This is a genomic window from Brevibacterium sp. CT2-23B (genome assembly GCF_013168765.1).
In the GTDB taxonomy this organism is placed as follows: Bacteria; Actinomycetota; Actinomycetes; order Actinomycetales; family Brevibacteriaceae; genus Brevibacterium; species Brevibacterium sediminis.
The window spans coordinates 325,537-350,001 of record NZ_JABBYK010000001.1 but is presented as its reverse complement, the minus strand read 5'-3'; the positions used below and the strand labels follow the sequence as shown (position 1 = coordinate 350,001).

25 protein-coding genes are annotated in these 24,465 nt (G+C 63.4%); 11 read left to right on the top strand and 14 right to left on the bottom strand.

The window, feature by feature from the left end; translation table 11 throughout:
* Positions 1-100 precede the first annotated feature (100 nt).
* The gene (locus HIM68_RS01645) at positions 101-1,906 is read right to left on the bottom strand and encodes an ABC transporter family substrate-binding protein (protein ID WP_139466923.1); all 1,806 of its coding nucleotides are present in this window, start codon (positions 1,904-1,906) and stop codon (positions 101-103) included.
* A 259-nt stretch (positions 1,907-2,165) separates the two neighbouring features.
* On the opposite strand from HIM68_RS01645, the gene HIM68_RS01640 reads away from it, so the two are divergent.
* On the top strand, positions 2,166-2,750 hold the full coding sequence (locus tag HIM68_RS01640) for a hypothetical protein (protein ID WP_229663900.1): 585 nt from the start codon (positions 2,166-2,168) through the stop codon (positions 2,748-2,750).
* Between the two features lie 2 nt (positions 2,751-2,752).
* Here HIM68_RS01640 and HIM68_RS01635 read toward each other — a convergent pair whose 3' ends face one another.
* The 4 genes from HIM68_RS01635 to HIM68_RS01620 form a co-directional block, all read right to left on the bottom strand.
* Positions 2,753-3,406, bottom strand: a complete 654-nt coding sequence (locus HIM68_RS01635) for an MBL fold metallo-hydrolase (RefSeq protein WP_139466922.1) — start codon at positions 3,404-3,406, stop codon at positions 2,753-2,755.
* Positions 3,407-3,454: 48 nt separating this feature from the next.
* Positions 3,455-4,525, bottom strand: a complete 1,071-nt coding sequence (locus HIM68_RS01630) for an NADH:flavin oxidoreductase/NADH oxidase (RefSeq protein WP_172169097.1) — start codon at positions 4,523-4,525, stop codon at positions 3,455-3,457.
* An 82-nt stretch (positions 4,526-4,607) separates the two neighbouring features.
* The gene (locus tag HIM68_RS01625) at positions 4,608-5,387 is read right to left on the bottom strand and encodes an alpha/beta fold hydrolase (RefSeq protein ID WP_139466920.1); all 780 of its coding nucleotides are present in this window, start codon (positions 5,385-5,387) and stop codon (positions 4,608-4,610) included.
* A 96-nt stretch (positions 5,388-5,483) separates the two neighbouring features.
* On the bottom strand, positions 5,484-6,125 hold the full coding sequence (locus tag HIM68_RS01620; protein ID WP_139907616.1) for a thymidine kinase: 642 nt from the start codon (positions 6,123-6,125) through the stop codon (positions 5,484-5,486).
* 157 nt (positions 6,126-6,282) lie between these two features.
* Between HIM68_RS01620 and HIM68_RS01615 the strand changes: the two genes are divergently transcribed.
* The 3 genes from HIM68_RS01615 (at position 6,283) to HIM68_RS01605 (ending at position 9,720) form a co-directional block, all read left to right on the top strand.
* The gene (locus HIM68_RS01615) at positions 6,283-8,511 is read left to right on the top strand and encodes an NADP-dependent isocitrate dehydrogenase (RefSeq protein ID WP_172169094.1); all 2,229 of its coding nucleotides are present in this window, start codon (positions 6,283-6,285) and stop codon (positions 8,509-8,511) included.
* A gap of 102 nt (positions 8,512-8,613) precedes the next feature.
* Complete coding sequence (locus tag HIM68_RS01610; protein WP_139466917.1) at positions 8,614-9,072, top strand: lipopolysaccharide assembly LapA domain-containing protein; 459 nt, start codon at positions 8,614-8,616, stop codon at positions 9,070-9,072.
* Positions 9,073-9,075: 3 nt separating this feature from the next.
* Positions 9,076-9,720 (top strand): 4'-phosphopantetheinyl transferase superfamily protein, encoded by a 645-nt coding sequence (locus HIM68_RS01605; RefSeq protein WP_172169091.1) that lies wholly within the window; start codon positions 9,076-9,078, stop codon positions 9,718-9,720.
* A gap of 180 nt (positions 9,721-9,900) precedes the next feature.
* Here the strand turns inward: HIM68_RS01605 and HIM68_RS01600 are convergent, their stop codons facing one another.
* Complete coding sequence (locus HIM68_RS01600; RefSeq protein WP_172169086.1) at positions 9,901-10,290, bottom strand: hypothetical protein; 390 nt, start codon at positions 10,288-10,290, stop codon at positions 9,901-9,903.
* Positions 10,287-11,681, bottom strand: coding sequence for a PLP-dependent aminotransferase family protein (locus tag HIM68_RS01595; protein ID WP_172169083.1), 1,395 nt, complete (start codon positions 11,679-11,681; stop codon positions 10,287-10,289). Before HIM68_RS01595 ends, HIM68_RS01600 begins: the two co-directional genes overlap by 4 nt.
* A 218-nt stretch (positions 11,682-11,899) precedes the next feature.
* Between HIM68_RS01595 and pdxS the strand changes: the two genes are divergently transcribed.
* The 3 genes from pdxS to HIM68_RS01580 are packed head-to-tail and all read left to right on the top strand — an operon-like array spanning position 11,900 to position 14,971.
* The gene (gene pdxS / locus HIM68_RS01590; protein ID WP_139466913.1) at positions 11,900-12,781 is read left to right on the top strand and encodes a pyridoxal 5'-phosphate synthase lyase subunit PdxS; all 882 of its coding nucleotides are present in this window, start codon (positions 11,900-11,902) and stop codon (positions 12,779-12,781) included.
* Complete coding sequence (gene pdxT, locus HIM68_RS01585; protein ID WP_367647412.1) at positions 12,778-13,359, top strand: pyridoxal 5'-phosphate synthase glutaminase subunit PdxT; 582 nt, start codon at positions 12,778-12,780, stop codon at positions 13,357-13,359. Before pdxS ends, pdxT begins: the two co-directional genes overlap by 4 nt.
* Positions 13,360-13,369: 10 nt before the next feature.
* A complete protein-coding gene (locus tag HIM68_RS01580; protein WP_172169080.1) occupies positions 13,370-14,971 on the top strand; it encodes a helicase HerA-like domain-containing protein in 1,602 nt (533 codons plus the stop codon).
* On the opposite strand, the gene HIM68_RS01575 is transcribed toward HIM68_RS01580, so the two are convergent.
* From HIM68_RS01575 to HIM68_RS01550, 6 genes are all read right to left on the bottom strand, one after another.
* On the bottom strand, positions 14,954-15,967 hold the full coding sequence (locus HIM68_RS01575; protein WP_172169077.1) for a diacylglycerol kinase family protein: 1,014 nt from the start codon (positions 15,965-15,967) through the stop codon (positions 14,954-14,956). The two genes, HIM68_RS01580 and HIM68_RS01575, sit on opposite strands and share 18 nt — an antisense overlap.
* 35 nt (positions 15,968-16,002) lie before the next feature.
* Complete coding sequence (locus HIM68_RS01570) at positions 16,003-17,112, bottom strand: winged helix DNA-binding domain-containing protein (protein WP_172169074.1); 1,110 nt, start codon at positions 17,110-17,112, stop codon at positions 16,003-16,005.
* A gap of 88 nt (positions 17,113-17,200) precedes the next feature.
* Positions 17,201-18,502, bottom strand: a complete 1,302-nt coding sequence (locus tag HIM68_RS01565) for a carboxylesterase family protein (RefSeq protein ID WP_172169071.1) — start codon at positions 18,500-18,502, stop codon at positions 17,201-17,203.
* A 9-nt stretch (positions 18,503-18,511) separates the two neighbouring features.
* Positions 18,512-19,015, bottom strand: a complete 504-nt coding sequence (locus HIM68_RS01560; RefSeq protein ID WP_172169068.1) for a phosphoribosyltransferase — start codon at positions 19,013-19,015, stop codon at positions 18,512-18,514.
* A gap of 59 nt (positions 19,016-19,074) precedes the next feature.
* Entirely contained in the window at positions 19,075-19,554 is a 480-nt protein-coding gene (locus HIM68_RS01555; RefSeq protein ID WP_139466907.1) for a DUF2087 domain-containing protein, read from the bottom strand.
* 195 nt (positions 19,555-19,749) lie between these two features.
* Complete coding sequence (locus tag HIM68_RS01550) at positions 19,750-20,133, bottom strand: YchJ family protein (RefSeq protein WP_229663899.1); 384 nt, start codon at positions 20,131-20,133, stop codon at positions 19,750-19,752.
* Positions 20,134-20,186: 53 nt separating this feature from the next.
* Here HIM68_RS01550 and HIM68_RS01545 point away from each other — a divergent pair, with 53 nt between their 5' ends.
* From HIM68_RS01545 to HIM68_RS01530, 4 genes are all read left to right on the top strand, one after another.
* Positions 20,187-20,774, top strand: coding sequence for an HhH-GPD-type base excision DNA repair protein (locus HIM68_RS01545; protein ID WP_172169065.1), 588 nt, complete (start codon positions 20,187-20,189; stop codon positions 20,772-20,774).
* A gap of 336 nt (positions 20,775-21,110) precedes the next feature.
* Positions 21,111-21,563, top strand: coding sequence for a hypothetical protein (locus HIM68_RS01540; RefSeq protein ID WP_172169062.1), 453 nt, complete (start codon positions 21,111-21,113; stop codon positions 21,561-21,563).
* A 287-nt stretch (positions 21,564-21,850) separates the two neighbouring features.
* Positions 21,851-22,405, top strand: a complete 555-nt coding sequence (locus HIM68_RS01535) for a hypothetical protein (protein ID WP_172168593.1) — start codon at positions 21,851-21,853, stop codon at positions 22,403-22,405.
* A 90-nt stretch (positions 22,406-22,495) separates the two neighbouring features.
* Positions 22,496-23,731, top strand: coding sequence for an NAD(P)-binding domain-containing protein (locus HIM68_RS01530; RefSeq protein ID WP_172169059.1), 1,236 nt, complete (start codon positions 22,496-22,498; stop codon positions 23,729-23,731).
* On the opposite strand, the gene HIM68_RS01525 is transcribed toward HIM68_RS01530, so the two are convergent.
* Positions 23,701-24,366: a hypothetical protein gene (locus HIM68_RS01525; RefSeq protein ID WP_172169056.1), complete on the bottom strand. Its 666-nt coding sequence runs from the start codon at positions 24,364-24,366 to the stop codon at positions 23,701-23,703. The two genes, HIM68_RS01530 and HIM68_RS01525, sit on opposite strands and share 31 nt — an antisense overlap.
* Between the last annotated feature and the right edge of the window lie 99 nt (positions 24,367-24,465).

Sequence of the window (24,465 nt, the reverse complement as noted above, 5' to 3'; positions counted from 1 at the left end):
GGAGTTCCGTTTCAATCTTCCGAAAACGCCGCTGTGGGGACCACACAGTGATCCCCACAGAAGGCTTGAGTGGAGAAGAACCGATCGCGTCAGTCGCGGATCAGTTGACTTCCCACTCCCAGTAGTTCCAGAACATCGTCGGCGACACAGCGGTCGACTTCACGTTCTTCACGCTGTCACGGTAGATCGTCAGTTCGGGGAACTGGAAGATCGGCGCACCGAAAGCATCTTCGGTCAGCTGCTTCTCCATGTCGATGAGGAGATCCTGCTGCTCCTCTTCCTTGGACACGAGAAGCTTGTCGAGGATCTTGTTCATCTTCTCGCTCTTGTAGCCGCCGTAGTTGTTCTGCGCACCGTAGCGGAAGTTCGCATCGTTCTCGGACACGCCGGTGCCCTCGGACTGCCAACCGAACAGCGAAACATCGTAGGTGCCGTCACCGAGGCGGGTGCCCCAGTTGACATCTCCGACGTCCTTGATCTTGAAGCCGGCTTTCTCAGCCGATTCCTTGATCAACTGGAACTCCTGCTGACGACGCGAGTTCGTGTTGTCGTACATGACACGCACGGTCGGGGAGTCCACTCCGGCTTCCTTGAGCAGCTTCTTCGCGGCCTCGACGTCACCATCTGCGGCATCGGCGACGCCGTTGACCTTGGTGATCGCGTCGTACATCGGCGAGCCCGGCACCTGCGAGTACGAATCACGGGTGACGGCTTTGTCGTTGAGGGGCTTGATGATCTTCTCGACGATGTCCTCACGCGGCAGAGCCTTGAGGAACGCCTGACGGACCTTCTTCGCCTTCTCCTCGTCGCCGCCGTTGGCAGCAGGATCGAAGGGACCCTTGTTGTCGAAGGTGAAGTCGACGTGCTCATACGTCGCACCATCGGCGGCATCGACATTGACTCCGTCGATCTTCTCGGCGGCGGAGAGGACGTCAGCGGTCGCCTGCGGCTGAGTCATATCGACCTCACCGTTCTCGATCGCCTGGATCATCGCCATCGGGTCGCCGTTGTAGCGGACCGTGACTGTCTTGACCTTCGGCTTCACCGGACCGGTGTACTTGTCGTCGAGCTCGAGGGTGACATACTGTCCCTCCTCGAACTTCGTCATCTTGTACGGACCGTTGTGGACCAGCAGGTCCTCGTCCTTCGGCATCGAAGTGAAATCGAACCCGGTGTTCCAGGTGTTCGAGATCTTCGACAGCTTCTCGGTGTCCTTGTCCTTGATGGCCTTGAGGATGGCCTCCTTGCCCTTCTCGGCATCGTCGATCCCGAGAGCCTTCTTCGCCACGATATGAGCGGGCACACCGACGCCGTCGGCACCAGTGCCGAATTCGGTCTGCCAGTCGGCGAAGGGCTTGGAGTATTCGAGGGTGATCTCCTTGCCGTCGTCGGAGATCTCGGGGAACTTCTTGATCAGAGCCGAACCGGCGGTCGAGGAATCGAAGTAGACGGTCTTCGCGTCGTTCTTCTTCACCGTTCCGTCGTCGTTGTTGTTGGCTTCGACGGTGTTGAAGTTCGCCGAGGTGCCGGCCCAGGTCAGCGCCAGGTCGGCGGCGTCGACGGGGGTGCCGTCGGACCACTTGGCATCATCATTGAATGTGTACTTGACCTTGAGCGGGTCTTCGGAAACCTGTTCGACCTTGCCGAGGGCTCCGTCCTGAACTTCGAGGTCACCATCGTAGTACCCGAAGTTGTCATTCATCATGTAGGTGAGAATGGCGTTCGAGGTTGCATTGCCGTTGGCGGTCAGCGTATTCATCGACCGGAACGATTCGTTCCAACCGATATTGATGGCGGTGTCCTTCGATGCTTCGTCGTCATCGCCTCCGCCAGGGGGTGTGCAGGCGGTGAGCACCATTGCAGCGGCAGCCACAGAGGCACCAGCCGCGAGGAAGCGCTTGTTCACGTTCTCTCCTTGTTGTTCTAGGGCGAGTCACCCTCGTTCTTGCACCCCAAAGCCGGAGTGCATTCCGGTCACGTGAAGCATTTCGGCAGAGACCGAAGCGCATGTGACCGCGTTCATGTTTTTCACATGGATTGCAACAAAGTTAATTCACCGGCGACTGTGACGGAGTCCACATAATGAGCAAATTTCGGAATCGTTACCGTTTCGAAACCAAGGGAACAGACAACTTTTGTTCAGTCTCAATGGATAGGATGATCAGGTGGCTGACAGTGAGATAGATCGCAATGAGACCGAGCCGACCGTCGTGCGGACGACGAGTTCGACGGCCCTGTTCTTCATCGTCGGCGGGCTCTGCGCCTTGGGCGTGCTCTCAATCCTCTTCGGCGATTTCACGCTGCGCGGTCTGGCCGCCGCAGGCATCCCTCTGGCCGTCGGCACCTTGGTCTTCGTCTTCTACCGGTTTCCCCGCGTCGAGCTGCACAGACAGCAGCTCATCTTGGTCAATCCGCTGCAGACCGTGACGATCCCGTGGAACCTCGTCGACGGCTTCGAGACCCACTTCGGTCTGAGCGTGCGCACCCATGAGAAGAAGTTCGCCTCATGGCCGCTGGCCGGCAAGGGCAAGAAGTGGGAGAAGGACGAGCACGATATGCGCCGGCTCGTCGAGAATCCGAGCCCGGCCGTCGACACAGTGCTCGAGCGCTATTCGTCGCTCAGCGACGCAGAACTCGCCAACCCCGGTGGGCAGCGTGTCATCGAGACGAGATGGAACATCGGCATCATCGCCGTGGGTCTCCTCGCCATCGTCTGGGCGCTCTTCGGCTTCGCGGCACTGCCGAGCTGAGGTCACCAGCCGCGTTCGCGCCACTCCCCCAGTTTCGGACGTTCCTCGCCCAGGGTGGTCGAGTCCCCGTGTCCGGGCAGGACGAGAGTCTCGTCCGGAAGTTCGCCGAATACCCGCTCCTCGAGGTCGTCCATGAGTGAGGTGAAGTCCTCCGCCGACCAGGTCTTGCCCGGCCCGCCCGGAAACAGCGAGTCACCGGAGAACAGGATCGTCTGACCGCCGTCGCGCAGAAGCAGTGCGATCGAGCCGGGAGTGTGCCCGCGCAGTGCGATGGCTTGGAGGACGAATCCGCCGAAGTCGCCGACATCGAGGTGATCGACAGAGTGCGCGATCTCCACTCCTTCCGCCTCGGTGATGGCGGCCGCGTCCGCGGCACCGGCGATCGTCATCGCCTCCGGATAGTTCGCCGAGGTGGCCGGCAGTGCCCGAATATGATCCCAGTGCTGGTGTGTGGTGATGATCGCTCGCAGCATGGGTTCCGCGTCGGTGTCCTGGGCTCCCGAGTCGATGAGCTCGGTGATCGCCTCGGCGTCGTCGGCGGCGTCGATGAGCACCTGGGAGCCGGTCTCTTTGGCGGTGAGCAGATAGACGTTGTTCGCCATCTCGGAGACCGCGATAGAGCGGATGATGACGTGCTCGGTTTCGATCGTGTGCATTTCCAAACTCCTCAATCTGTGCTGATGCTTCCGAGGTTCAGGGACAGGTCACCAGGCTCCGCGGGTGTACTGCGGAGGGTAGGGTCCGGGTTCGGCTCCGAGGACATGGGCGGCCCGCTGCGGCCAGGAAGGTTCGCGCAGGGCTGCTCGGGCCATGAAGATCGCATCGGCCTGTCCCGTGCTGAGGATGGTCTCGGCCTGCTTCGGATCGGTGATGAGTCCGACGGCGCCAGTCGGCACGCCCTCGGCGCGGATCGCCGCGGCCAGCGACACCTGGTAACCGGGACCGATGGGGATCCGCACCGGATAGTTGCCGCCCGAGGAGACGTCGATGAGGTCGACTCCAGCCTCCGACAGCGCACGGCTGACATCGGCGGCTTCGGCGATGTCGAATCCGCCGTCGGTCCATTCGCTGGCCGAGATGCGTACGAACACCGGCACATCCTCACCGACCTCGGCGCGGACGGCCGCATAGACCTCGTGGAGCAGTCGGGACCGACCGGCGAGATCGCCGCCGTATTCGTCGCTGCGCTGGTTCGACAGCGGGGACAGGAAGGAATGGAGCAGATAGCCGTGGGCTGCGTGGAGCTCGACGAGGTCGAACCCGGCATCGATCGAACGTCGGGCAGCGACCGCGAAGGCGGCGACCACCTCGGCGATGTCGTCCTTCGTCATCTCCACGGGCTCGGCCAGCTGCGGATAGGCGATGGAGCTGGCACCGAACGTCGGCCATCCACCCTCGGACTCGGGGACGCTGCCCTTCGGTTCACCGGTGAAAGGACGATAGGTGCTGGCCTTGCGGCCGGCATGGGCGAGCTGAATGCCGATGATGCTGCCCTGGGAGTGGACGAAGTCGACGACGGCCGACCATGACTCTGCCTGGTCGTCGTTCCAGATTCCGGCGTCCTGTGGTGAGATTCGACCTTCGGGGACGACTGCGGAGGCTTCGGTGAGGATGAGCCCGAATCCGCCCTGCGCCCGGGCACCGAGGTGGACGAGATGCCAGGGGCCGGGCATTCCGTCTTCGGCTTCGCAGGAATACTGGCACATCGGTGCCAGCCAGATGCGATTGGGGATCTCGGTTCCGCGCAGTGTCAGCGGTTCGAACAGCTCAGTCATGACATCAGTCTGCCAGTTCCGCTCGGACTCAGACACCGGTCCCGAATACCGGAACGGCGAAGATGCCGCGGTCCGCTCCTCTCTAGAGCTGGCCGCAGAACTCCTGGATGTGATCAACGACGATCTCAGGGTGTTCGACCATCGGCAGGTGAGCGGAGTCCGGGATCGTGGCGAAGTGCGAACCTTCGATCTGTTCAGCCATCTCCGACATCGCTTCGGGAGTGCAGCCGGAATCCTGGGCGCCGGCGATGACGAGCGTCGGGGTGGCGATCGAGCCGAGCTTCCCACTCAGATCGTAGGTCTTCAGCGCCGAGGCGGCCGCGATGTACGCCTCGTCATCGACCAGGGCGAGGTCGGACAGGATGAGGTGGCCGGTGGCGATGTCCTCGCCGAGGAACCCGGCGGCGAACCACCGATCGGCGGTGTCATCGACAAGTCCCTTGGTGCCGTCGGCGCGGACTTCGCCGATGCGTTCGTCCCAGGATTCCGGAGTGCCGAACTTCTCGGCCGTCGCACAGGCGACGAGTCCGGTCAGCGAATCGGGGTGGTTGAGCGCCAGGGTCAGACCGACGCCGCCGGAGATCGAGACTCCGCAGTAGATGAAGGACTCCACCCCGAGCTCGGCGAGGGACTCGACGACACCGGAAGCCAGCGCTTCGACTGTCAGCGGGGCGGCCGCCTCGGCGAGGGAATCGCCGGCGGGAAGGGTATGTCCGGGAAGGTCGGTGAGATAGATCTGGAAATCGTCGGCCAGACGCGCGGCCACGGAGGTCCACAAGGGCATCCGAGTGCCCAAAGCATTGCCGAAGACGAGGACGGGAGAACCGGGATTGTCGTTGAAGGCACGAACGGCGATGCGCATGGAGGCTCCTTGAGAACTGAAAGTGCGAACGGATTTCGACTGGATACGACGGTCGTCGATGAGCTGGATTCGACGGGGAAGCTGTGTCGGGATCGGTCAGGAGTCTGTCGTTGACAGCCTACCGCCGGAGTACTCGAGATAACAGCTCGGGCACAGTGACTCATAGGTCACGGAATTGCCGTCGATGGCGACCTGATCGCCGTCGAAGATGAACTGTCCGTCGACGAGGCGGCCGTTGAACATCGCCTTGCGGCCGCAGCGGCAGATCGTCTTGAGTTCCTCGAGGGTGTGGGCGATCTCGAGCAGTCGCGCTGAACCGGGGAATGCCTTCGTCTGGAAGTCTGTGCGGATTCCGTAGCACATCACCGGCACCGAGGCGGTGGTGGCGATCCGCATGAGCGAATCCACTTGGACGGGGCTGAGGAACTGCGCTTCGTCGATGAGCAGGCACGCGACCGGGATCTTCGGGGCGTCGATGGATTCGATGAGGGCATCGTGGTCGACGTAGTCGGCATGTTCGGCATAGATCCGCTCCACGTCACCGTCGGCGGGGATGACGAAGTCGACCTCACGGGTGACGCCCAATCGGGACACGATCTGCGATGCGCCTTTGGTGTCGATCAGCGGCTTGGCCAGCAGAACGCGCTGGCCGCGTTCCTCGTAGTTGAAGGCCGCCTGCAGAAGAGCGGTCGACTTGCCGGAATTCATCGCCCCGTACCGGAAGTAGAGTTTGGCCACTGTCGTCCTCTTTCTGTTGTCCGTGCCGACACAGAAGACTACCGGGTGCCACCTGGGGATGTGAGCACCATCATCGGCCGGGGCCGCCTACCGAAATGGCCCAGAAGGTAGGATGGAGGGCGATAAACCCCAAGAAGATGCGGAGTGGTCCTTAACTATGGCTAAAATCATTTACACGCGCACGGATGAAGCGCCGCTTCTGGCGACGTATTCGCTCAAGCCGATCATCGAAGCCTTCGCCACGTCGGCCGGTGTCGAGGTTGAGACCAGGGACATCTCTCTCGCCGCACGCGTGCTGGCCCAGTTCAACGACCGTCTGCCTGAGGAACAGCAGGTCGGCGACGCACTCGCGGAGCTGGGCGACCTCGCCAAGACCCCCGATGCCAACATCATCAAGCTGCCCAACATCTCGGCGTCCGTCCCGCAGCTGAAGGCGACGATCTCCGAACTGCAGTCCCAGGGCTACGACCTGCCCGCCTACCCGGAAGAGCCTTCGACCGATGAGGAGAAGGACGTTCGGGCACGCTACGACAAGGTCAAGGGTTCGGCCGTCAACCCGGTGCTGCGTGAGGGCAACTCCGACCGTCGCGCTCCGCAGGCAGTGAAGAACTTCGCCAAGGCCCACCCGCATTCGATGGGCGAATGGTCCAAGGACTCGAAGACCCGCGTCGCCACCATGGGCTCGGACGACTTCCGCGACAACGAGAAGTCCGTGATCATCGAGGCCGATGACACCCTGTCGATCCGCCTGCGCACCGCTGTGGGAGAGACGAAGGTCCTCAAGGAGTCCCTGCCCGTCCTGGCCGGCGAGATCGTCGATTCGACGAAGATGAACGCCGCCGCCCTCGACGAATTCGTCAAGGACCAGATCGCCGCGGCCAAGGCCGACGACGTCCTCTTCTCCGTCCACCTCAAGGCCACGATGATGAAGGTCTCCGACCCCATCCTCTTCGGCAAGGTCATCGAAGCTTTCTTCCCCGACGTCTTCGCCGAGTACGGTGACGTCCTCGCCGAGGCGGGACTGACCTCCGACAACGGACTGGCCGCCATCCTCGCCGGGCTCGACACCCTGCCTGCCGAGGCAGCTGCCGGAGTCAAAGCCGGAATCGAGAAGGGTCTGGCCGACGGGCCCGACCTGGCCATGGTCAACTCGCACAAGGGCATCACGAACCTCCACGTGCCCTCCGATGTCATCGTCGATGCCTCTATGCCGGCGATGATCCGCGTCGGCGGCAAGATGTGGAACAAGGACGACCAGACCCAGGACACCCTGGCCGTCATCCCCGACTCCTCCTATGCCGGCGTCTACCAGACCGTCATCGAGGACTGCCAGGCCAAGGGCGCCTTCGACCCGCGGACCATGGGCACCGTTCCCAACGTCGGTCTCATGGCGCAGAAGGCCGAAGAGTACGGCAGCCACGACAAGACCTTCGAGATCCCGGAGGCCGGAACCGTCGAGGTCGTCAACTCCGCCGGCGATGTGCTCATGAGCCACGAGGTTGCTGCCGGTGACATCTGGCGTGCCTGCCAGACGAAGGACATCCCCGTCCGCGACTGGGTCAAGCTTGCCGTCACCCGTGCCCGCCTGTCCGAGACTCCGGCCGTGTTCTGGCTCGACGAGACCCGCGCCCACGACCGCAACATCACGTCGAAGGTCGAGGAATACCTCAAGGACCATGACACCGAGGGCCTGGACATCCGCATCATGAACCCGGTGGAGGCCACTCAGTTCTCCATCGACCGCATCCGTGAGGGCAAGGACACCATCTCGGTGACCGGCAACGTCCTCCGTGACTACAACACCGACCTGTTCCCGATCCTCGAGCTCGGCACCTCGGCGAAGATGCTCTCCGTCGTTCCGCTCATCGCGGGCGGCGGGCTGTTCGAGACCGGTGCCGGCGGCTCGGCTCCGAAGCACGTTCAGCAGCTCGTCGAGGAGAACCACCTGCGCTGGGACTCCCTCGGTGAGTTCCTTGCCCTGGCAGAGTCTTTCCGCCACGAGTTCAACGTCCACGGAAACGAGCGGGCCGGCGTCCTGGCCGACACCCTCGACGCCGCGACCGGCAAGTTCCTCGAGGAGAACAAGTCGCCGTCGCGCAAGGTCGGCGAGATCGACAACCGCGGCAGCCACTTCTACCTCACTCTGTACTGGGCGCAGCAGCTGGCCGAGCAGACCTCGGACGAAGCTCTGGCCGAGGCCATCTCCCCCGTGGCGAAGGCACTGGCTGAGAAGGAGGACGCCATCGTGGCCGAGCTCCTCGAGGTTCAGGGCAGCCCGGTCGACCTGGGTGGCTACTACTACCCGAACGACGCGAAGACCGAAGCCGCCATGCGCCCTTCGGCCACGCTCAATGAGATCATCTCCTCGCTGAGCAAGACCGTCTGATCAACTGATCGACAACGCTTAGGAAAGAGTCCCGGCAGCGGTTGCCGGGACTCTTTCTGCAAACCTGCCTTATGCGCCCCATCAGCAGTTATGATGGGGCGCATGAGTACTCAAGACCCGCGTGGCGATTCGCAGACGCCCGAAGAGCTCCTGGCCGAAACCGATTCAGTCCTCGGCAGCGATACTCCCGCGACGGGCGAGACCGCTGCGGTGGACAAGACCCGAGAGATGTCCCCACAGGAGAGGCATGAGCAGACCCAGCCTCCGACGGGACACACCGGTGAACTGCCGTCGACGAAGGCCGGATCCGGAATGTCCGCGGGAATGTGGGTCTCCCTCATCCTCGGCGCCCTCATCGTCGTCCTGCTGCTCATCTTCATTCTGCAGAACAATGTCCCGGCCGAGTTCAAGTACTTCGGTTGGCAGTTCGAACTGCCCCTGGGCGTGGCGATGCTCTTCGCTGCGATCGGCGGCATCCTCATCGCCGGAATCATCGGTTCGGTGCGGATCTTCGTGCTCAACCGCAAGCTGAAGAAGATCAACAAGGCCCTGGGCCGCTGATCGATGGCGCACCACCCCAGCTTCACCGAACTGCCCACCGAGCTGCCCGTCACTCTCATCCTCGCCGATACCTCGGCCGAAGCGGCCTGGGCGCGGGATGACGATTCCGTGCTCACCGAGCAGGAACGCAACTATGCGAAGGAATTCGACGCCGAGGCGGCCGCCACCTGGTCTGCCGGCCGGGTCGTCCTCCGCCATGTGCTTGGAGCGCATCTGAGTCAGGACCCCGCCGCGATCGAGATCCGCCTCGACTCGGCGGGCAAACCACGTCACGACGAGTGCGAATTCTCCGTGTCGAGGTCTCGTCGCCTCGTCCTCGTCGCTGTCTCCGACGATCCGGTCGGACTCGACATCGAAGCGATCCCCGAGCGAGATGTCGCACTGGAGGCGATGCAGCTGCTCCATGAGAGAGAACGGGCAGAACTCGAAGCGCTTCCCGATGACGACTTCGCCTCCGGCTTCGTCCGTGTGTGGGCACGCACCGAAGCTTTCCTCAAGGCGCTGAGCACGGGCCTGGCTCGCGATCCGGGTCTCGACTACATCGGCGCCGGACCGGAACCGAACTCACCGCATCCCGATGTCGACATCCACGATCTCGAGGCCGGTATTCCCGACGGCCATATCGCGGCCATCGCCTTCAACCGCTGAGCGCACGCCGTGCCGACGTCAGCTGCGCGCCGATCAAGGCCTACAGCAGATATGTGCCGGTAGACGGGCGCACAAGTGCGCCAACGCTTGATCGACGGAGAGCGGCGCGCGGGAACGCTTGATCGACGGAAAGCACCGTGCGGGAACGCTTCATCGACGTAGGGCGGCGTGCGACAGCGGTCAGGGGTTCTGCGGCTCGTCTTCGCTGAACGACGGGCCGTTCTCGCCGGTCGTGAAGACCACGGCGATGCCCAACGAGCCCACTCCGACCAATCCGAAGAGGACCCAGGCGCCGGCAGGGTTGCTCGCAGCGGCGAGGATGAGGCCGACGACGACCGCGACGATGAGAAGCGCGTCGAAGACCATCGGGAACTTCAGGTAGCGCTTCTCCCCCTTGGTCACGGCATAGGAGATCTGGGTGGCAGCGCTGAGGAAGAGCAGCACCAGCGCGGTGACGACCAACCAGCGTGGGGCGAGGAAGAAGTCCTCGAGCCCGCCGATGAAGATGAAGCCGAGCACGGCCAGCAGCAGCTTGATGATGCCGTCGACTGCAAATCCGGAATTCCTCATGACTGAATCCTACTCAACAGGGACTTCACCGCCCCCAAGGCCTCCCGCAGCGCAGGGGCCTCGACGTTCGAATGGGCGATGACCAGACCGTGTCGAATCTCGTCGCCACCGGTCCAGCCGCGAGCCAACGAGGCGACGAGGATGCCGCGCTCGGCTAGCTCCCTCAGGAGGCTTTCGGCCTGGGCCTGAGACGTTTCGATGACGAGGGTGCGTCCCTCGTGGACGAGACCGGGGATCGGGCCGATCTCGGATACGACATCCTCGGCGGCCCGGAGTCGCCGCCGTCCCCGGGAGATGCGGCGACGCAGCCCACCGGAGCCGAGGTAGGAGGCGATGGCCATCTGCAGAATCGGCGAGTAGGCCGGCCCGAGTGCCGCGCGCAGGCTCATGAGCTCCTCCGAGATCGGTCCGCGAGCGATGACGTATCCGGTCGATACGGCCGAGGTCAGCAGGGCAGAGAAGGTGCCGATGTGGACGACCTGCGCGCTGCTGCCGGTCGATGATGCGAGGTCGAAGAGGGTCGGCAGCACTGTGCGGGTGAAGCGGGCCTCACTGTCGTAGTCGTCCTCGACGATGAGGACGTTTCCTCGAGCTGCCCAGTCCAGCAGGCGGGCACGCTGGTCGACCGGCATCGGTGTTCCGTGCGGGAACTGGTGATTCGGTGTCACGACGGCCGCAGCCACATCGGCCCGTGCCGGCGAGGAGCCGACCAAGTCCAGAGGCACAAGCTGCTGGTCGGTCATCGCCTGGCGCAGACCCGGGAAACCGGGATTCTCCACGGCGATGGATCCGGAGACGCCGAGGCTCAGCAGCAGGCGCAGACCATCGCGAGACCCGCTGGTGAGGATGATCTCGTCGGGGTCGACGGCCATCCCACGAGTCAGCCGCAGATAGTCGGCGATCGCCCACCGGGCACGGGGCTGGCCCAAGGGGTCGATCGGGCCCGGGTCGAGGTCGAGTGATTCCCTCCAGGCCCGACGAAAGGCCGGTTCGCGCAGAGGATCGTCACCGCCGAACCCCGGGCGCAGGTCGACATAGTTGCGCAGGCGCCGCCTCGGCGAGTCCGGAACTCGGCGCTTGGGACGCACCGTCGTCGAGGCGGCGGGCAGGTCGGGATTGATCCGCGTGGCCGAACGCTCGGCGGCGATGAGGAATCCTTCCACGGCAAGCTGCGCATAGGCGGTCTCCACACTGCCGCGAGAGATTCCGAGATGCTTGGCCAACCGACGGCTCGAAGGCACAGCATCCCCCGGCCGCAGAGTCCCCTCCGAAATCAGACGACGCAGCTCCTGAGTGAGCTGATCCGGCAGCGGAGTCGACAGACCTTTGTCGACGTTCACCGGCAGAGCGATGCCCTCGGCCTGAGTGCCGTTCGGTGACTTCGTGACCATGAGTCGATCATAGAGCGATCACGTCTATCTGGCCTAAAATACTTGCATATTACTGGCTCTCTCAATGAGCCACTCATCGGTTTAGGCTGGTCGAGAACGGCCGTTCACCCCGAAGAACCACGATCCCTCCGACCTCCGGCAGCAGACAGAGATCCCTCTGTTCTGTTCCCCGTGGCGACCCGGATCGACTCCGCGACAGTGAATGGATCTACACCACAATGACCGAAACACAGACCCTGCTCAACACCGGACTGGCTCAGATGCTCAAGGGCGGCGTCATCATGGACGTCGTCAACGAAGAGCAGGCACGCATCGCCGAGGCGGCCGGCGCTTCCGCAGTCATGGCCCTCGAACGCGTCCCTGCCGACATCCGCGCACAGGGTGGAGTCGCCCGGATGAGCGACCCCGACCTCATCGACTCGATCATCAGCGCCGTGTCTATCCCGGTGATGGCCAAGGCCCGCATCGGCCATTTCGTCGAGGCCCAGATCCTCGAGACCCTCGGTGTCGACTACATCGACGAATCGGAGGTCCTCTCCCCCGCCGACTACGTCAACCACATCGACAAGTCCGTCTTCAAGGTGCCGTTCGTCTGTGGTGCGACCAACCTCGGTGAGGCTCTGCGCCGTATCCAAGAGGGCGCATCGATGATCCGCTCGAAAGGCGAGGCAGGAACCGGCGACGTCTCCGAGGCGATGCGCCACCTGCGGACCATCAACTCCGAGATCCGTGCACTGGGAGCGAAGAGCGAAGACGAGCTCTACGTCGCGGCCAAGGAGATCGCCGCCCCGTACCACCTGGTCAAGCAGGTCGCCAGCCTCGGCCGTCTGCCCGTCGTGACCTTCGTCGCCGGCGGCATCGCCACCCCGGCAGACGCAGCGATGATGATGCAGCTCGGTGCCGACGGCGTCTTCGTCGGCTCCGGCATCTTCAAGTCCGGCAACCCGGAGGCCCGTGCGAAAGCCATCGTCGAGGCGACCACGCACTTCGATGACCCGCAGGCCGTGGCCGAGGCATCCCGCGGACTCGGCGATGCGATGGTCGGCATCAACGTCGCCGACGTCCCCGCACCGCACCGCCTGGCCGAGCGCGGCTGGTGAGAGTCGGCGTCCTCGCCCTCCAGGGAGCCTTCCGTGAGCACCTGCTCATGCTCGGCTCCCTGGGGGTCGACACCCTCAAAGTCACCAGGTCCGAACACCTTACGGGCCTCGATGCGCTCATTCTGCCCGGCGGTGAGTCCACTGCCATGGTGCGCATCGCCGCCGGCACGGATCTCTTCGCGACTCTGCGCGAACACATGGCCGGCGGTCTGCCGGTCTTCGGCACCTGTGCCGGACTCATTCTCTTGGCCGACCGGCTCAGCGACGATTCGCTGGGTGGGTATGACCGCCTCGGCGGGCTCGATATCATCGTTGCCCGCAACGCCTACGGTCGACAGCGCGAGTCCTTCACCGCCCCGCTGACCGTACGCGGACTGGACGAACCGGTCGAGGGCACATTCATTCGTGCCCCGCAGATCCTCGAGCTCGGGCCTGACACCGAGGTGCTCTCCCGTCACGACGACGTGCCCGTCCTCGTCCGGCAGGGCTCGGTCTGGGGTGCCAGCTTCCACCCGGAATTGGGCACCGACGGACGAATCCATGCAGAATTCCTCCACCACCTCGGTGCCGCTGTGTAAAGATTGACTCATGACTGAGCAGGCGTTGCAGACACTCAAAGACGGATACACCTTCGACGGCGAGACACTCGATCTTGGGGTCGCCCTGAACGGTGAAGAACCCTCGAAGGAGACCCCGATCTCCATCCCGTTGTCCATGCTCAATCGGCACGGCCTCGTCGCCGGTGCCACGGGAACCGGTAAGACCGTGACCCTGCAGGTGCTCGCCGAGCAGCTGTCACGGGCCGGAGTGCCGGTGTTCGCCTCTGACATCAAGGGCGATCTCTCGGGCATCGGCGCTGCCGGCGTCGAATCCGACAAGCTGCGCAAGCGCCTCGATGCCGCCGGTCAGGACTGGCAGTCGCGGTCCAATCCGACCGAGTTCTACACTCTCGGTGATTCGGGGCTCGGCACTCCCCTGCGAGCGACGGTGAGCTCGTTCGGGCCGATTCTGCTGGCAAAGGTGCTCGAACTCAACGACACTCAGGAATCCGTCCTCTCTCTGGTCTTCCACTATGCCGATCAGGCAGGGTTGGCGCTGCTCGACCTCTCCGACCTCAAGGCCGTCCTCACCTTCCTCACCTCTGACGAGGGAAAGGCCGATCTCGAAGGCATCGGCGGGGCGTCGAAGGCCACCGTCGGCGTCATCCTGCGCAAGATCTCCGAACTCGCTGCCCAAGGCGGCGACGTGTTCTTCGGCGAACCGGAATTCGACACCGCTGATCTGCTGCGCACCGACGACAACGGTGCCGGAATCGTCTCTGTGCTCGAACTGCAGAAACTCAGTCAGTCGCCGGCCCTGTTCTCCACGTTCCTCATGTGGCTGCTGGCCGACCTGTTCCAGGACCTGCCGGAGGTCGGCGACCCGGACAAGCCCTCGCTTGTGTTCTTCTTCGACGAAGCCCACCTGCTCTTCGCCGGCGCGTCGAAGGCCTTCCTCCAGTCGGTGACGCAGACCGTGCGGCTGATCCGCTCGAAGGGCGTCGGCATCTTCTTCGTCACTCAGACGCCGAAGGATGTTCCCGAAGATGTGCTCGCACAGTTGGGTTCGCGCATTCAGCACCAGCTGCGGGCACATACACCCAACGACGCGAAGGCTCTCAAAGCGACCGTGCAGACCTTCCCGAAGTCCGACTACGACCTCGAAGAGCTGCTCACCTCGCTCGGCATCGGCGAAGCCGTGGTCACCGTCATGGACCCCGATGGTGCTCCGACCCCGGTGGCACCGACGCGAATGCGAGCCCCGGAGTCGAAGATGGGGCCGATGAGCGAGGACGAGATCAAAGCGGCTGTGGCGGAGTCGCCCCAGCATGAGAAGTACGGGACCGCGATCGACAACGAATCTGCCCGCGAGATCCTCACCAAGCGCCTCGAAGGCGGGTCAGAAGCTCACGCCGAGGAACGGAAGTCAGCTCCTGCCGATGCGCCCGCCGAGAGTCAGGGTCGCGACGCATCGGCGGACAAGATCGATTTCCCGGAGGAGTCCGGCGGCTCCGGGAAGAAGTCGGCGAAGAAGGACGACGAGAACCTGTTTTCCCAGGTCGTGAAGTCCTCGGCGTTCAAGCAGTTCACAAGGACCGCGGCACGCGAGATCGCACGCGGAATCTTCGGTACCTCACGACGCCGGCGCTGATACCCGCAGTGTCTTCTCACCGGCGTTCACCCGCAGCTCCAGGCAGTCGCCGATGAGGTCGCCGTCGAGTTGTGCCGGTACCGGTGACTCGACGGTGACCGTCACCTCGGTCGTACGGCGATAGTTCATGAGCGGGTGGGCCTCCGGTCTGCCCTGCAGGCATGCCGCGGCGATTCCTGCCCAGGCTCGGCACCGCGCCATGGGTGAGTGCGGAAACGGGCCGACGGTGAGCACGGAGAAGGCCGGAGCATCGATGTGCGCTTCGGGGAACACGGCTATGGGACCGGCAGGACGGGCCACCTTCGACGCCATCACCGACCACACCGGCGCCGAGGCGGTTCGCTCCCACATACTTGCGGTGTCCCACGTGCTCGCGATGAAATCTGCGGCGAAGAGGGCCTGCGCGGCTCCCCAGGCGTAGCCGAGCAGCCCGAGCGAGACATGGTGGTGGGCGACGGCCCGGGCGTCTCCCCCGATTCCTGCGAGACTGATGAACTCGGTGCGATGTCGAGCGCCGTCGGCCGTCTGGTACTCCGCAGTATTGATCGGAACGTTCCGGAGGTTCGGCGGATAGCCGTCACGGATGATCGAGGCGATCGTGCGCTTGCAATGGTCAATGGCGTGCCGGGAGGATCGGAGGCCGATATGGCGGCTGAGCACGTTCGCGGTCCCGGTCGGGACGAGGAACGTCAGGATGTCCGCCTCGGCGAGTACCGGCGCTGTCGCTCGGATGGTGCCGTCGCCACCGAGGATGATGACGATGTCAGCGCCCCATTTGACGAGCTGTTCGGCTTGCCAACGACCGGAACGGTCGACGCTGGTGGTCATGCTTCGGTAGTGCGCGCCGGTATTGCGCAGTTCCGGCACGAGCTCGGCATACGCCCGCAGGGTCGCCGGGTGTTTGGGATTGAGGATGATCCCGACGGCAGTTCGGCCCGCAGGCGATGCCGGTCGTTCGCCTTCACCCACACGGCTGGCCCACTGTGTGCGTGTCATGTGGCGATCGTCCACCGTCGGTCGTCTCTGCGTGCTCAGACGAAGGCCGGGTGGGTTGCACTCACCGATTCGACGGCCTCGAGGTCAACCTTCTCCCCTGGGAAGGTGTCGACGCGGACCCGCGGACCGGTCTTGAGGGGTGATCGTTTCCAGGTCGCGCGTGCGCGGGTGCCGGTCACCACCGTGTTCTTGAACATTCCGTTGCCTCCGGGCACAACGAGTCTCTCATTCGCAGGGTCGAGTGTGGCGCTGCGGTCCTTGTACCCGAGGATGATCTCGTCGAATCCCGGCAGCAGCATGGTCTCCTGCGCCGCCGTCTCCCATTCGGCCAGTCGGTCCTCCAGATCCGGTGCGTGAGCGTAGTCGGTGCCGTCGATGTCGGTGCTCACGATCTCTCCGGCATCGATTCCGGCGCGGATGGCCTTTCTCATTCTCGTCTTCGGCAGTCCCGTCCACCGTGTCGCGTCATCGACTGTGACCGGTCCGTGACTGGTGACGAAGCGTCTCATCCATTCGTGGTCGGCCGCCTCGGTGTCCAGCTCTGTAGGTGTGGGCACCCAATCGGCGGTGAGCACGTATTTCATGTCATCTTTGCCCTCGATCACGGGGGCTTGGACGATGATGTTCTGCAGCGCCAAGGAAGTGATGAGGTAACGGGCGTGGCCGTATTCGTCTCCGGCACCGATGGGAGCGAACGCTTCGAGCAGCTCTTCGCGCGTCAGCGGTCCCCGGTCCCGGATGGCCGCTGTGGCGAGTTCCGCTGCAGTATCGAGCATCGCGTCGGTGATGCCGAAATACTCGCGCCGCTTGGCCGTGGATTTCATGATCCGTGCCCCGGTGAGGCCGAGGATCCACCCGATGTCCTTGGCCGTGGTCAGATGGATGGTGCCGCGCTGGGTCCAGGAACGCACGATCTCTCCGGAATCGATGGCGGCACGGACCGCGGCCACACCGTCAGTGACATCCGGTCCTAGGCGCAGGGCGATGGAGATCAGTGCACCGCCGAGAGCTTGGGCTTGGACACAGCCGAGATGCTCGACGACTGCGCCGGCGGTTGAGAGGTCGGTTCCTGTCGGTGACTCGGGTGGAGGTCCGATGAGTCCCTGCGAGATCAGACGGGCTGCCGAGATCTGATGTGCGTCCATGGTCCAACGGTAGTGCACGCCGGTGACATGGCGGTTGTGAAAAGACGACAGAGCTGGGATCGTAGACGGCGATCGTACAGTTGACCGTTCAGCCCATGATGTCGATGAGTCCGGGCACCCGCACCCGCGGCAGTGTGCCCGAGGAGGCGAATTCGCCCCAGGTCCGGCGCAGCTCGGGACCGGCGATATCGGTGGTCGCACCGTAGTCGAGGAAGGAATCGTGCCAGATATCGCCGGGGAAGATCAGCGGCAGATCTCCGGAGTGGGCCGCGTCGAAGAAGCTCCTGTCTCCGCGGGAGACGATGAGCAGGCGGGCTCCTTGACCGCCGGACATCCGGTGGCGGTCGTAGAATTCGCGTCCGGCCCGGGTATAGACCGCCGACGTGATTCCGGAGATGAGGGATTCGAGCATCGGCGAGGTCAGGGTGCGGTCGTGGAGGCGACGCAGTGCGGGAACGAAACCGGCGAAGAACGCCATCTCCCGTTCCGTGCGAGTCATGAGCACGTCGAATTTCGAAGCGACTTCGGCCCAGGCCTCGGCTGCCTTCGAGCGCGATGGCAGAGGGTACTGGCCGTAGCGGACTCCGAAGCACATTCCGGCATGCAGACCCCCGACGAGGGCGGCCTTGTGCACTTCTTCCTGCGCTCGGAGGATGCCGTCGACGCTGGCTTCAGGGTCGATCTTCGCAGCGACTTTCCCCATTGCCCAGTTCATTGCGTCGGTGCCGCCGGCGAGCCCCAGGGGTGCTGAGGCCATGAGCACACGATGGAAGAGTCCTTCGGTGCCTTCGGCGATCATGAGGTGGGCGCAGGCGTCTGCTCCGGCGCTTTGCCCGGCGATCGTGACGTTGTCCGGGTTGCCGCCGAAAGTGGAGATGTTCGTCTGCACCCAGCGCAGGGCGGAGATCTGGTCGAGCACTCCGAGGTTGAGGTGTTCGTCTCGGCCGGTTCCGAGATATCCGAGCACTCCGAGGCGGTAGGTCACGGAGACGACGATGATGTTCTGCTCGGCGGCCAGGGCGTGCGGATCGTAGATCTCCGCGTCCCCGGCCCCGGCGACGTAGGCTCCGCCGTGGATCCAGACGAGGACGGGAAGCCCCGCCTCGGTGATGGTGTCCTTCGGCATAGTCACGCTCACGCGCAGACAGTCTTCGCTGATGGGCAGCCCGCTGAGCTGGTCGAAGGTCATTCCGGCATTCGGGTCGCGGCGCAGCTGCGGGCTTGCCGGGCCCGGTCGACCGCCGTCGATGAAGTCCACCGGAGGTTCATCGACGGGAGGGAGGAAACGACCTGCACGGGCGTAGCGGATGCCCCGTGCGCGGATCACGTCGTCGTTGACGTAGGCGCGCACGCGTCCGCACGGGGCGGCGATGTCCCGTGTCTCCTCCATTTGGTCAGCTTACTTGCTGGGTTCGACCGGGGGTTCGGCCGACCAGGGGAAGACGATCCACTGATCGGTGCGCTTCCACACGAAGTCCGGGTCGATGATCGATGCGGACTTCGCGTAGATGACGGCCGACTGGGCTTCCGCACCGTGTTTGCGCAGCAGTTCGAGGACGAGGGCGAGGGTGCGGCCGGAGTCGGCGACGTCATCTATGACGAGCAGCTTCTTGCCCTTGATCGCTTCGATGTCGAGCATCGGGGCGAGCAGGATGGGGTCGGGCAGGGTCTCGTGGACGTCGGTGTAGAACTCGACGTTGATGGCGTCGGAAAGCTTGAGTCCGAGCGCGTAGGCGAGTGCTCCGGCGGGCAGCAGTCCACCGCGGGCTACGGCGATGACGATCTCGGGATCGTAGTCGGAATCCGCGATGGTCTGCGCCATCTCACGCGCCGATCGGCCGAACATGTCCCAGCTGAGAATCTCTTTTTCGTCGAGATCGGTCGAATCGGCGTGATAGGCCATGGATGCTCCTCGTGTCTGCCCGTTTGTGGTTCGAGCTTCAAGGATACGCTGTCGCCGGTTCAGCGCAGAAATACCTCGAGTCCGGCTATCTCCTGCGCCTGCGAACCGGTATGGGTCGGCGGGTTCGGGTTGACCCAGTACTCCCCCGTGTGGGCATTGCGTTCGAGCAGGCGGTAGTCGATGAGTTCGCGACGCAGCAGGGCGAAGTCCGGATGGAAATCCCCGAGGATGCCGTTGAGTCGTTTCTCGGCGTATACCTGGTCCGGGTCGAGGGCGGCGAGGACTTCGATGAGGACGAGCACGAGGGCGCGTCGTTTCGTCGGAATGGCGACGATGTGGCCGTCCGGCATGAACGTTTTCAGTGTCTTCGCCCGAAACCGTGCGATCTCCGGGGCGATGACGGATTCGCTGCGGGAATCACTGTTGGATCCTGAACCCTGGTTCGCGGCGACCAGCGCGGTGCGGGCCGTGGTGTAGTTCTCACCGGTTTCGGTCATCCGCGTGCGAACGAGCTTCTTGAAATCCTTGTCCTTGGTCATGGTGTCACTTCCTCAAACGACCAAGTCTCCCCCAGCACGAAACCTGGTCAGGAAATCACCGTGCCGGTTTCGTCCGAGGATTCTCTCCCCTTCGCCATGCGGTCGGTGTGCTGGGAACACGACCTCGGCTGGGCGTTGGATGCGCCGAACACCAGTATAGACACAGTGGTCGGCGTTCGAAGCCGTTGCCGGTTGTCAGCTCTCGAGCGCTTCGAGGTACATCCACCGCCCGGCACGGCGGACGAAGGAGGAGTTCTCTTCGAGGACATGATCGCCGAGGTGGTCCCGGAATCGCGCACGGAAGTGCACGGTGCCGGTGACATCGTCGAATCCCCCGCCCGTGGTGGACACGATTTCGAGGCCGAGCCACGTGGTGGCGTCATCGACGCCGACATCGTCGGGTCGGGTCTTGGCATGCCAGGTGCGGAAGAGGTGGTCTTCGTTGCCGCGGACGAAGGCGGTGTAGCGGGAGCGCATCAGCGCCTCGGCGGTGGTGGGCCAGGATTCACCGTCGAGGGCGGGGCGGCAGCAGTCGTCGTAGGCGGTGCCGGGAGGCATTCCGGAGCAGGGGCAGATCATCAGTCGATGATATCGGCAGTGGACAGCCGTAGGCGGCGTGCGAAGATGGAGTCATGACTTCACTGTTCCTGTCTGGAGATCCGAAGGCCGATGAACTCTTGGCCGAAGACCGCTTCGCTCTGCTTGTCGGGATGCTGCTCGACCAGCAGGTGACTATGGAGAGCGCCTTCGCCGGGCCGGCCAAGCTGGCAGATCGACTGGGCAAGCTCGATATCGACGAGATCGCCGAGATGAACCCGGACGATTTCCTCGACATCTTCGCCCAGACTCCCGCAGTCCACCGGTTCCCGAAGTCGATGGCGGGCCGGGTGCAGAAGCTGGCCGCAGCCATTGTCGACGAGTACGACGGAAACCCCGAGGCGATCTGGACTGAGGGTGACCCCAGCGGTGCTGAGGTCCTCAAACGGCTGAAGAAGCTGCCCGGATTCGGCGATCAGAAGGCCAAGATCTTCCTGGCCTTGCTCGGTAAGCAGTTCGAACTCCAGGCCGACGGTTGGCAGGAGGCTGCCGGTGATTACGGAGACGCAGACGCCCGCCGATCGATCGCCGATGTCGTCGATGACGTCACTCTGCAAGAGGTGCGTGCTTTCAAGAAGCAGCAGAAGGCCGCGGCCAAGACGGCGAAGGCAGCGAACAAGTAGCCGCAGTTGCCGAAAGATCGTTGTTCCCACGCACTCGGGCGTGAGTTATCCACAGATTTCACTTCGCCTGTTCTAAAAAGCATGCCGGTCGAATAATGTAGGGAATCCGGGTGCCGGCCGATGGGGTCGCGCCGCAGTTGCAGACCACAGAGGCGTGGAATGAGAACTGGATCGTCCCGACCGTATCGTCGACCTTCCCAAATATTCGTTGCCGTTTTCTCCGCGTTGAGTTTGGTCTCGGTCGTCGGCTGTGCCGACAACTCGCCGGTAGCCGCGCCGACGTCGACACTGCCCGCCCAGCAGCCCGACGGAGGGTCGACCGATAATCCCCCCGAGGTGGCCATCCCCGACTACGAAACCGACCTTGACCTCGACAAAGAGGAAAAGAGGGCCGTCGAGGGCGCATTGGTGGCGTTGGATGAGTATGTGACGACATTGAACGAGGCGTTTTCAAGCGGCGGAAAGAAAACTGAAAATATTGACGGCGCAGCAAAAGGGGAAGCGCTCGAAACCCTTAAACAGGATTCCAAGGAACTCAAGAAAAATAAAATGCACATGACAGGCGAGTTCCGCATTGAAGATCGAGTAATTCAAGACGTAGATTCACGAACAGACGAAGTCGTAGTCCTCACCTGCGTTGATAATTCCAAATTTGCAGAGGTGGGTGCTGGAGAGTCACTACCTGATCAGGAACCCGAACCACTCCGAGTCAGGTTTCTTGCTGAGTTGGATAACAGCGATTGGAAAATCGAGTCTCAGAGCTTGTGGAGTACGCCTTGCGGCAAATAGGGCTTATAGCTTCTCTACTCTGTCTGATCATGCTCAGCGGTTTTGGTCCGCATGCCGGTGTCCAGTCTGGGCCAGGATGTAGTGCACTTAGCTTAAAGAAGTGCAAAGTTGTAGAACCCCCTGCACCCCAGCCACCTCCTGGCGGGGGCGACTCCGGCGGCGGAGGCTCCGGAGGTGGCGGCTCTGGTGGAGGCGGCAACGGCGGCGGTGGATCCGGAGGTGGAGGTGGCGCCGGCGGAGGCGGCGGTCAGCCTGACTGCCCGACTGAAGACGTCGGCTATCTGTGCGTGAGTGAACCCGGCCCCGGTGGCGGAGGGGGCGGTGGCGGCGGCACTCCTGCGCGCCCCGATCCCCCGACACATATCCCCGAATCGCAGTTCCAGAATTTCGACATACCGGCTCCCACAATCTATGCCTGGCCGAAGGATTGGGCTGTCGTCGGCAAACCGGCGGCCTTCTGGACGGACATCGACGTCAGCTATATCGACATGACCCTGCTGACCTACGCAGTAAAGGTCAAAGTCACCCCAGAGCGCTTCAATTGGGACTTCGGAGACGGCTCGGGCACGACCACTACTGCGAAGGGGGCGAAGCCCCTGCCCGGCGGCACACCCCAGATCGGACACGAATACCAAGAATCCGGCAACGTGTCGGCATCGATGACTGCGACATTAAGCGGAGAATTCTCGGTCGACGGCGGACCCTGGCTCCCTATCGACGGATTCGCTCACGTCGCCAGCAACGACATCGGCATTGAGGTCTACCGCTACCACCGCTACCTTGTCGACGAAGACTGCTATTCGAATCCCCGCGGGCCGGACTGTGCCCAATCTGCCCGATGACGCCGTGACATTCTCAGTCGGAAAGGCTCGGCCCATCGCCCGGCCATGATCAGTGAACCCGTGACGAGAGAAACCTGAAACAATGGCCCCATGGTGTGCCGAATCAACGAGCTCCTGATCGACTCTCATTGGCCTATCGTCATCATCGGCGCGGGCCAAGCCGGACTGTCCGCAGCACATTACCTCTGGCGCGACGGCCTCGCACCGGGCAAAGATTTCATCATCCTCGATGCCGGAGACGGCCCCGGTGGTGCCTGGCGAGAACGGTGGGACTCATTGACCCTGGGCACCACCAACCACATCTCCGACCTGCCTGGGTTTCCTCTCGGACGTCCCGACCCGAACGTCCCCGCCTCCGAAGTCGTGTCCGACTATTACTCCCGCTTCGAACGCGAACTCGAACTCTGCGTCATCCGCCCGGCTGAAGTGGACACCGTCCGGTCCGAAGGACCCGGACAGGGACGGTTCACCATCACCGCCACCATCGACGGTGAACACGTGACGCTCTCCAGCGACTACCTCATCAACGCAACCGGCACGTGGACCCAGCCTTACGTCCCTTTCGTCCCCGGCATCGCGGAGTTCGAGGGCCACCAGCTGCATACCGTGAACTTCCGTGACGTCGAGGACTTCCGGGGACTGCGCACGCTCGTCGTCGGCGGCGGAATCTCCGCCACGCAGTTTCTCCTCGAACTCGCCGAAGTGACCGACACTCTTTGGGCCACACGCCGTCCCCCGAACTTCACGTCCAGGGAGTTCGACGGCCAATGGGGACTTGAGGTCGAACGAGCCGTTCGCGAACGAACTCTGTCCGGTCTGGCCCCAGCCAGCGTCGTCCGCACGACTGGCCTGCCGATCCGCAGAGAGTTCCGGGAAGGAATCGACTCGGGAGTTCTGGTGTCTCGAGGCATGTTCGACCGCATCCTTCCCCACGGCGTCCACTTCCCCGGAATCGGCGACACCGAGCTGCCGCCCACTTCTGAAGGCTTGGGTCCTTCGGCCAGCGACCACCTGGCAGTGCCCGAATCATGGGCGCCGTTCGACGAACCCCGTGTCGAAGAGGTCGACGTGATCTTCTGGAACACCGGGTTCCGAGCAGCACTCAAACACCTTGCACCGCTGCGCCTGCGCACACCTGATGGCGGAATCTCCATGGAAACCGAGGTCGCGGTCAAAGACGATCCACGGCTGTTCCTCGTCGGCTACGGATCAGCCAGTTCCACGGTCGGCGCGACCAGGGCCGGGAGGATAGCGGCTCGAGAACTGCTCAAACGCATGTCTGGCAGTCGGCAGCCTCAGCGCAGGTCTGGGGCTTTGAGCACCTGATCGCCAAAGCGAACCGTCGGCAGCATCTGTCGGAACTGGTCTTGAGCCTCTGTGTCATCGGCTTGCGCAAGCATGTCGACGCTGACCTTGAAGAGTCGACCGTCGACAGATATTCCGGCAACGGCACCGAACATCACGGAGTCCTCTTTGTCGACAGCTCGCATGTCATCGGGTGCCAAGGTGCCGTGGAAGACCCAGTACTCTCCACCGCTGAGTGATCCGGTGGACTCACTGGTCATGGACGATCCCGACGTGCTGAACATCCTCTCCCGCGCCTTGTCCACCAATTCTTGAGGTGACGACTCGTCGTCATCAATGCAGTTGACAGTGATGATCGCGCCAGAATCAGCTTCGTAGAGCCGGTAGCCGTCGTAGCCGGACCCATCTGCCCAGTCGGCGCCCAGGGCCAAACTGACTTCGACGGGGCATTGCCCACCCAGGTCGACAGTGGTCTCGCTCATCCCGTCGGGAATCGTCGGGCCGGTTGCCGTCGGCGAAGGCGACTGTCCGTCGCCGATTCCCACATTCGCTGGCTTGGATCCTGCGTCTTCGGAGCTGCTGACCCGGAATGCCGAACATCCGCTGAGAGTCAGGCCCAGGGCCAGCGTCACCGCTACGAGTGGTCTGTTCATCATTGTCTGCCTTCACTCGATCGGTGGGGTCCTCCACATCGTACCCAATCATCTGGTCGTCCCCGATCTCTGGCGCAAGCGTCAACTGCCGCTTAGCCTGGA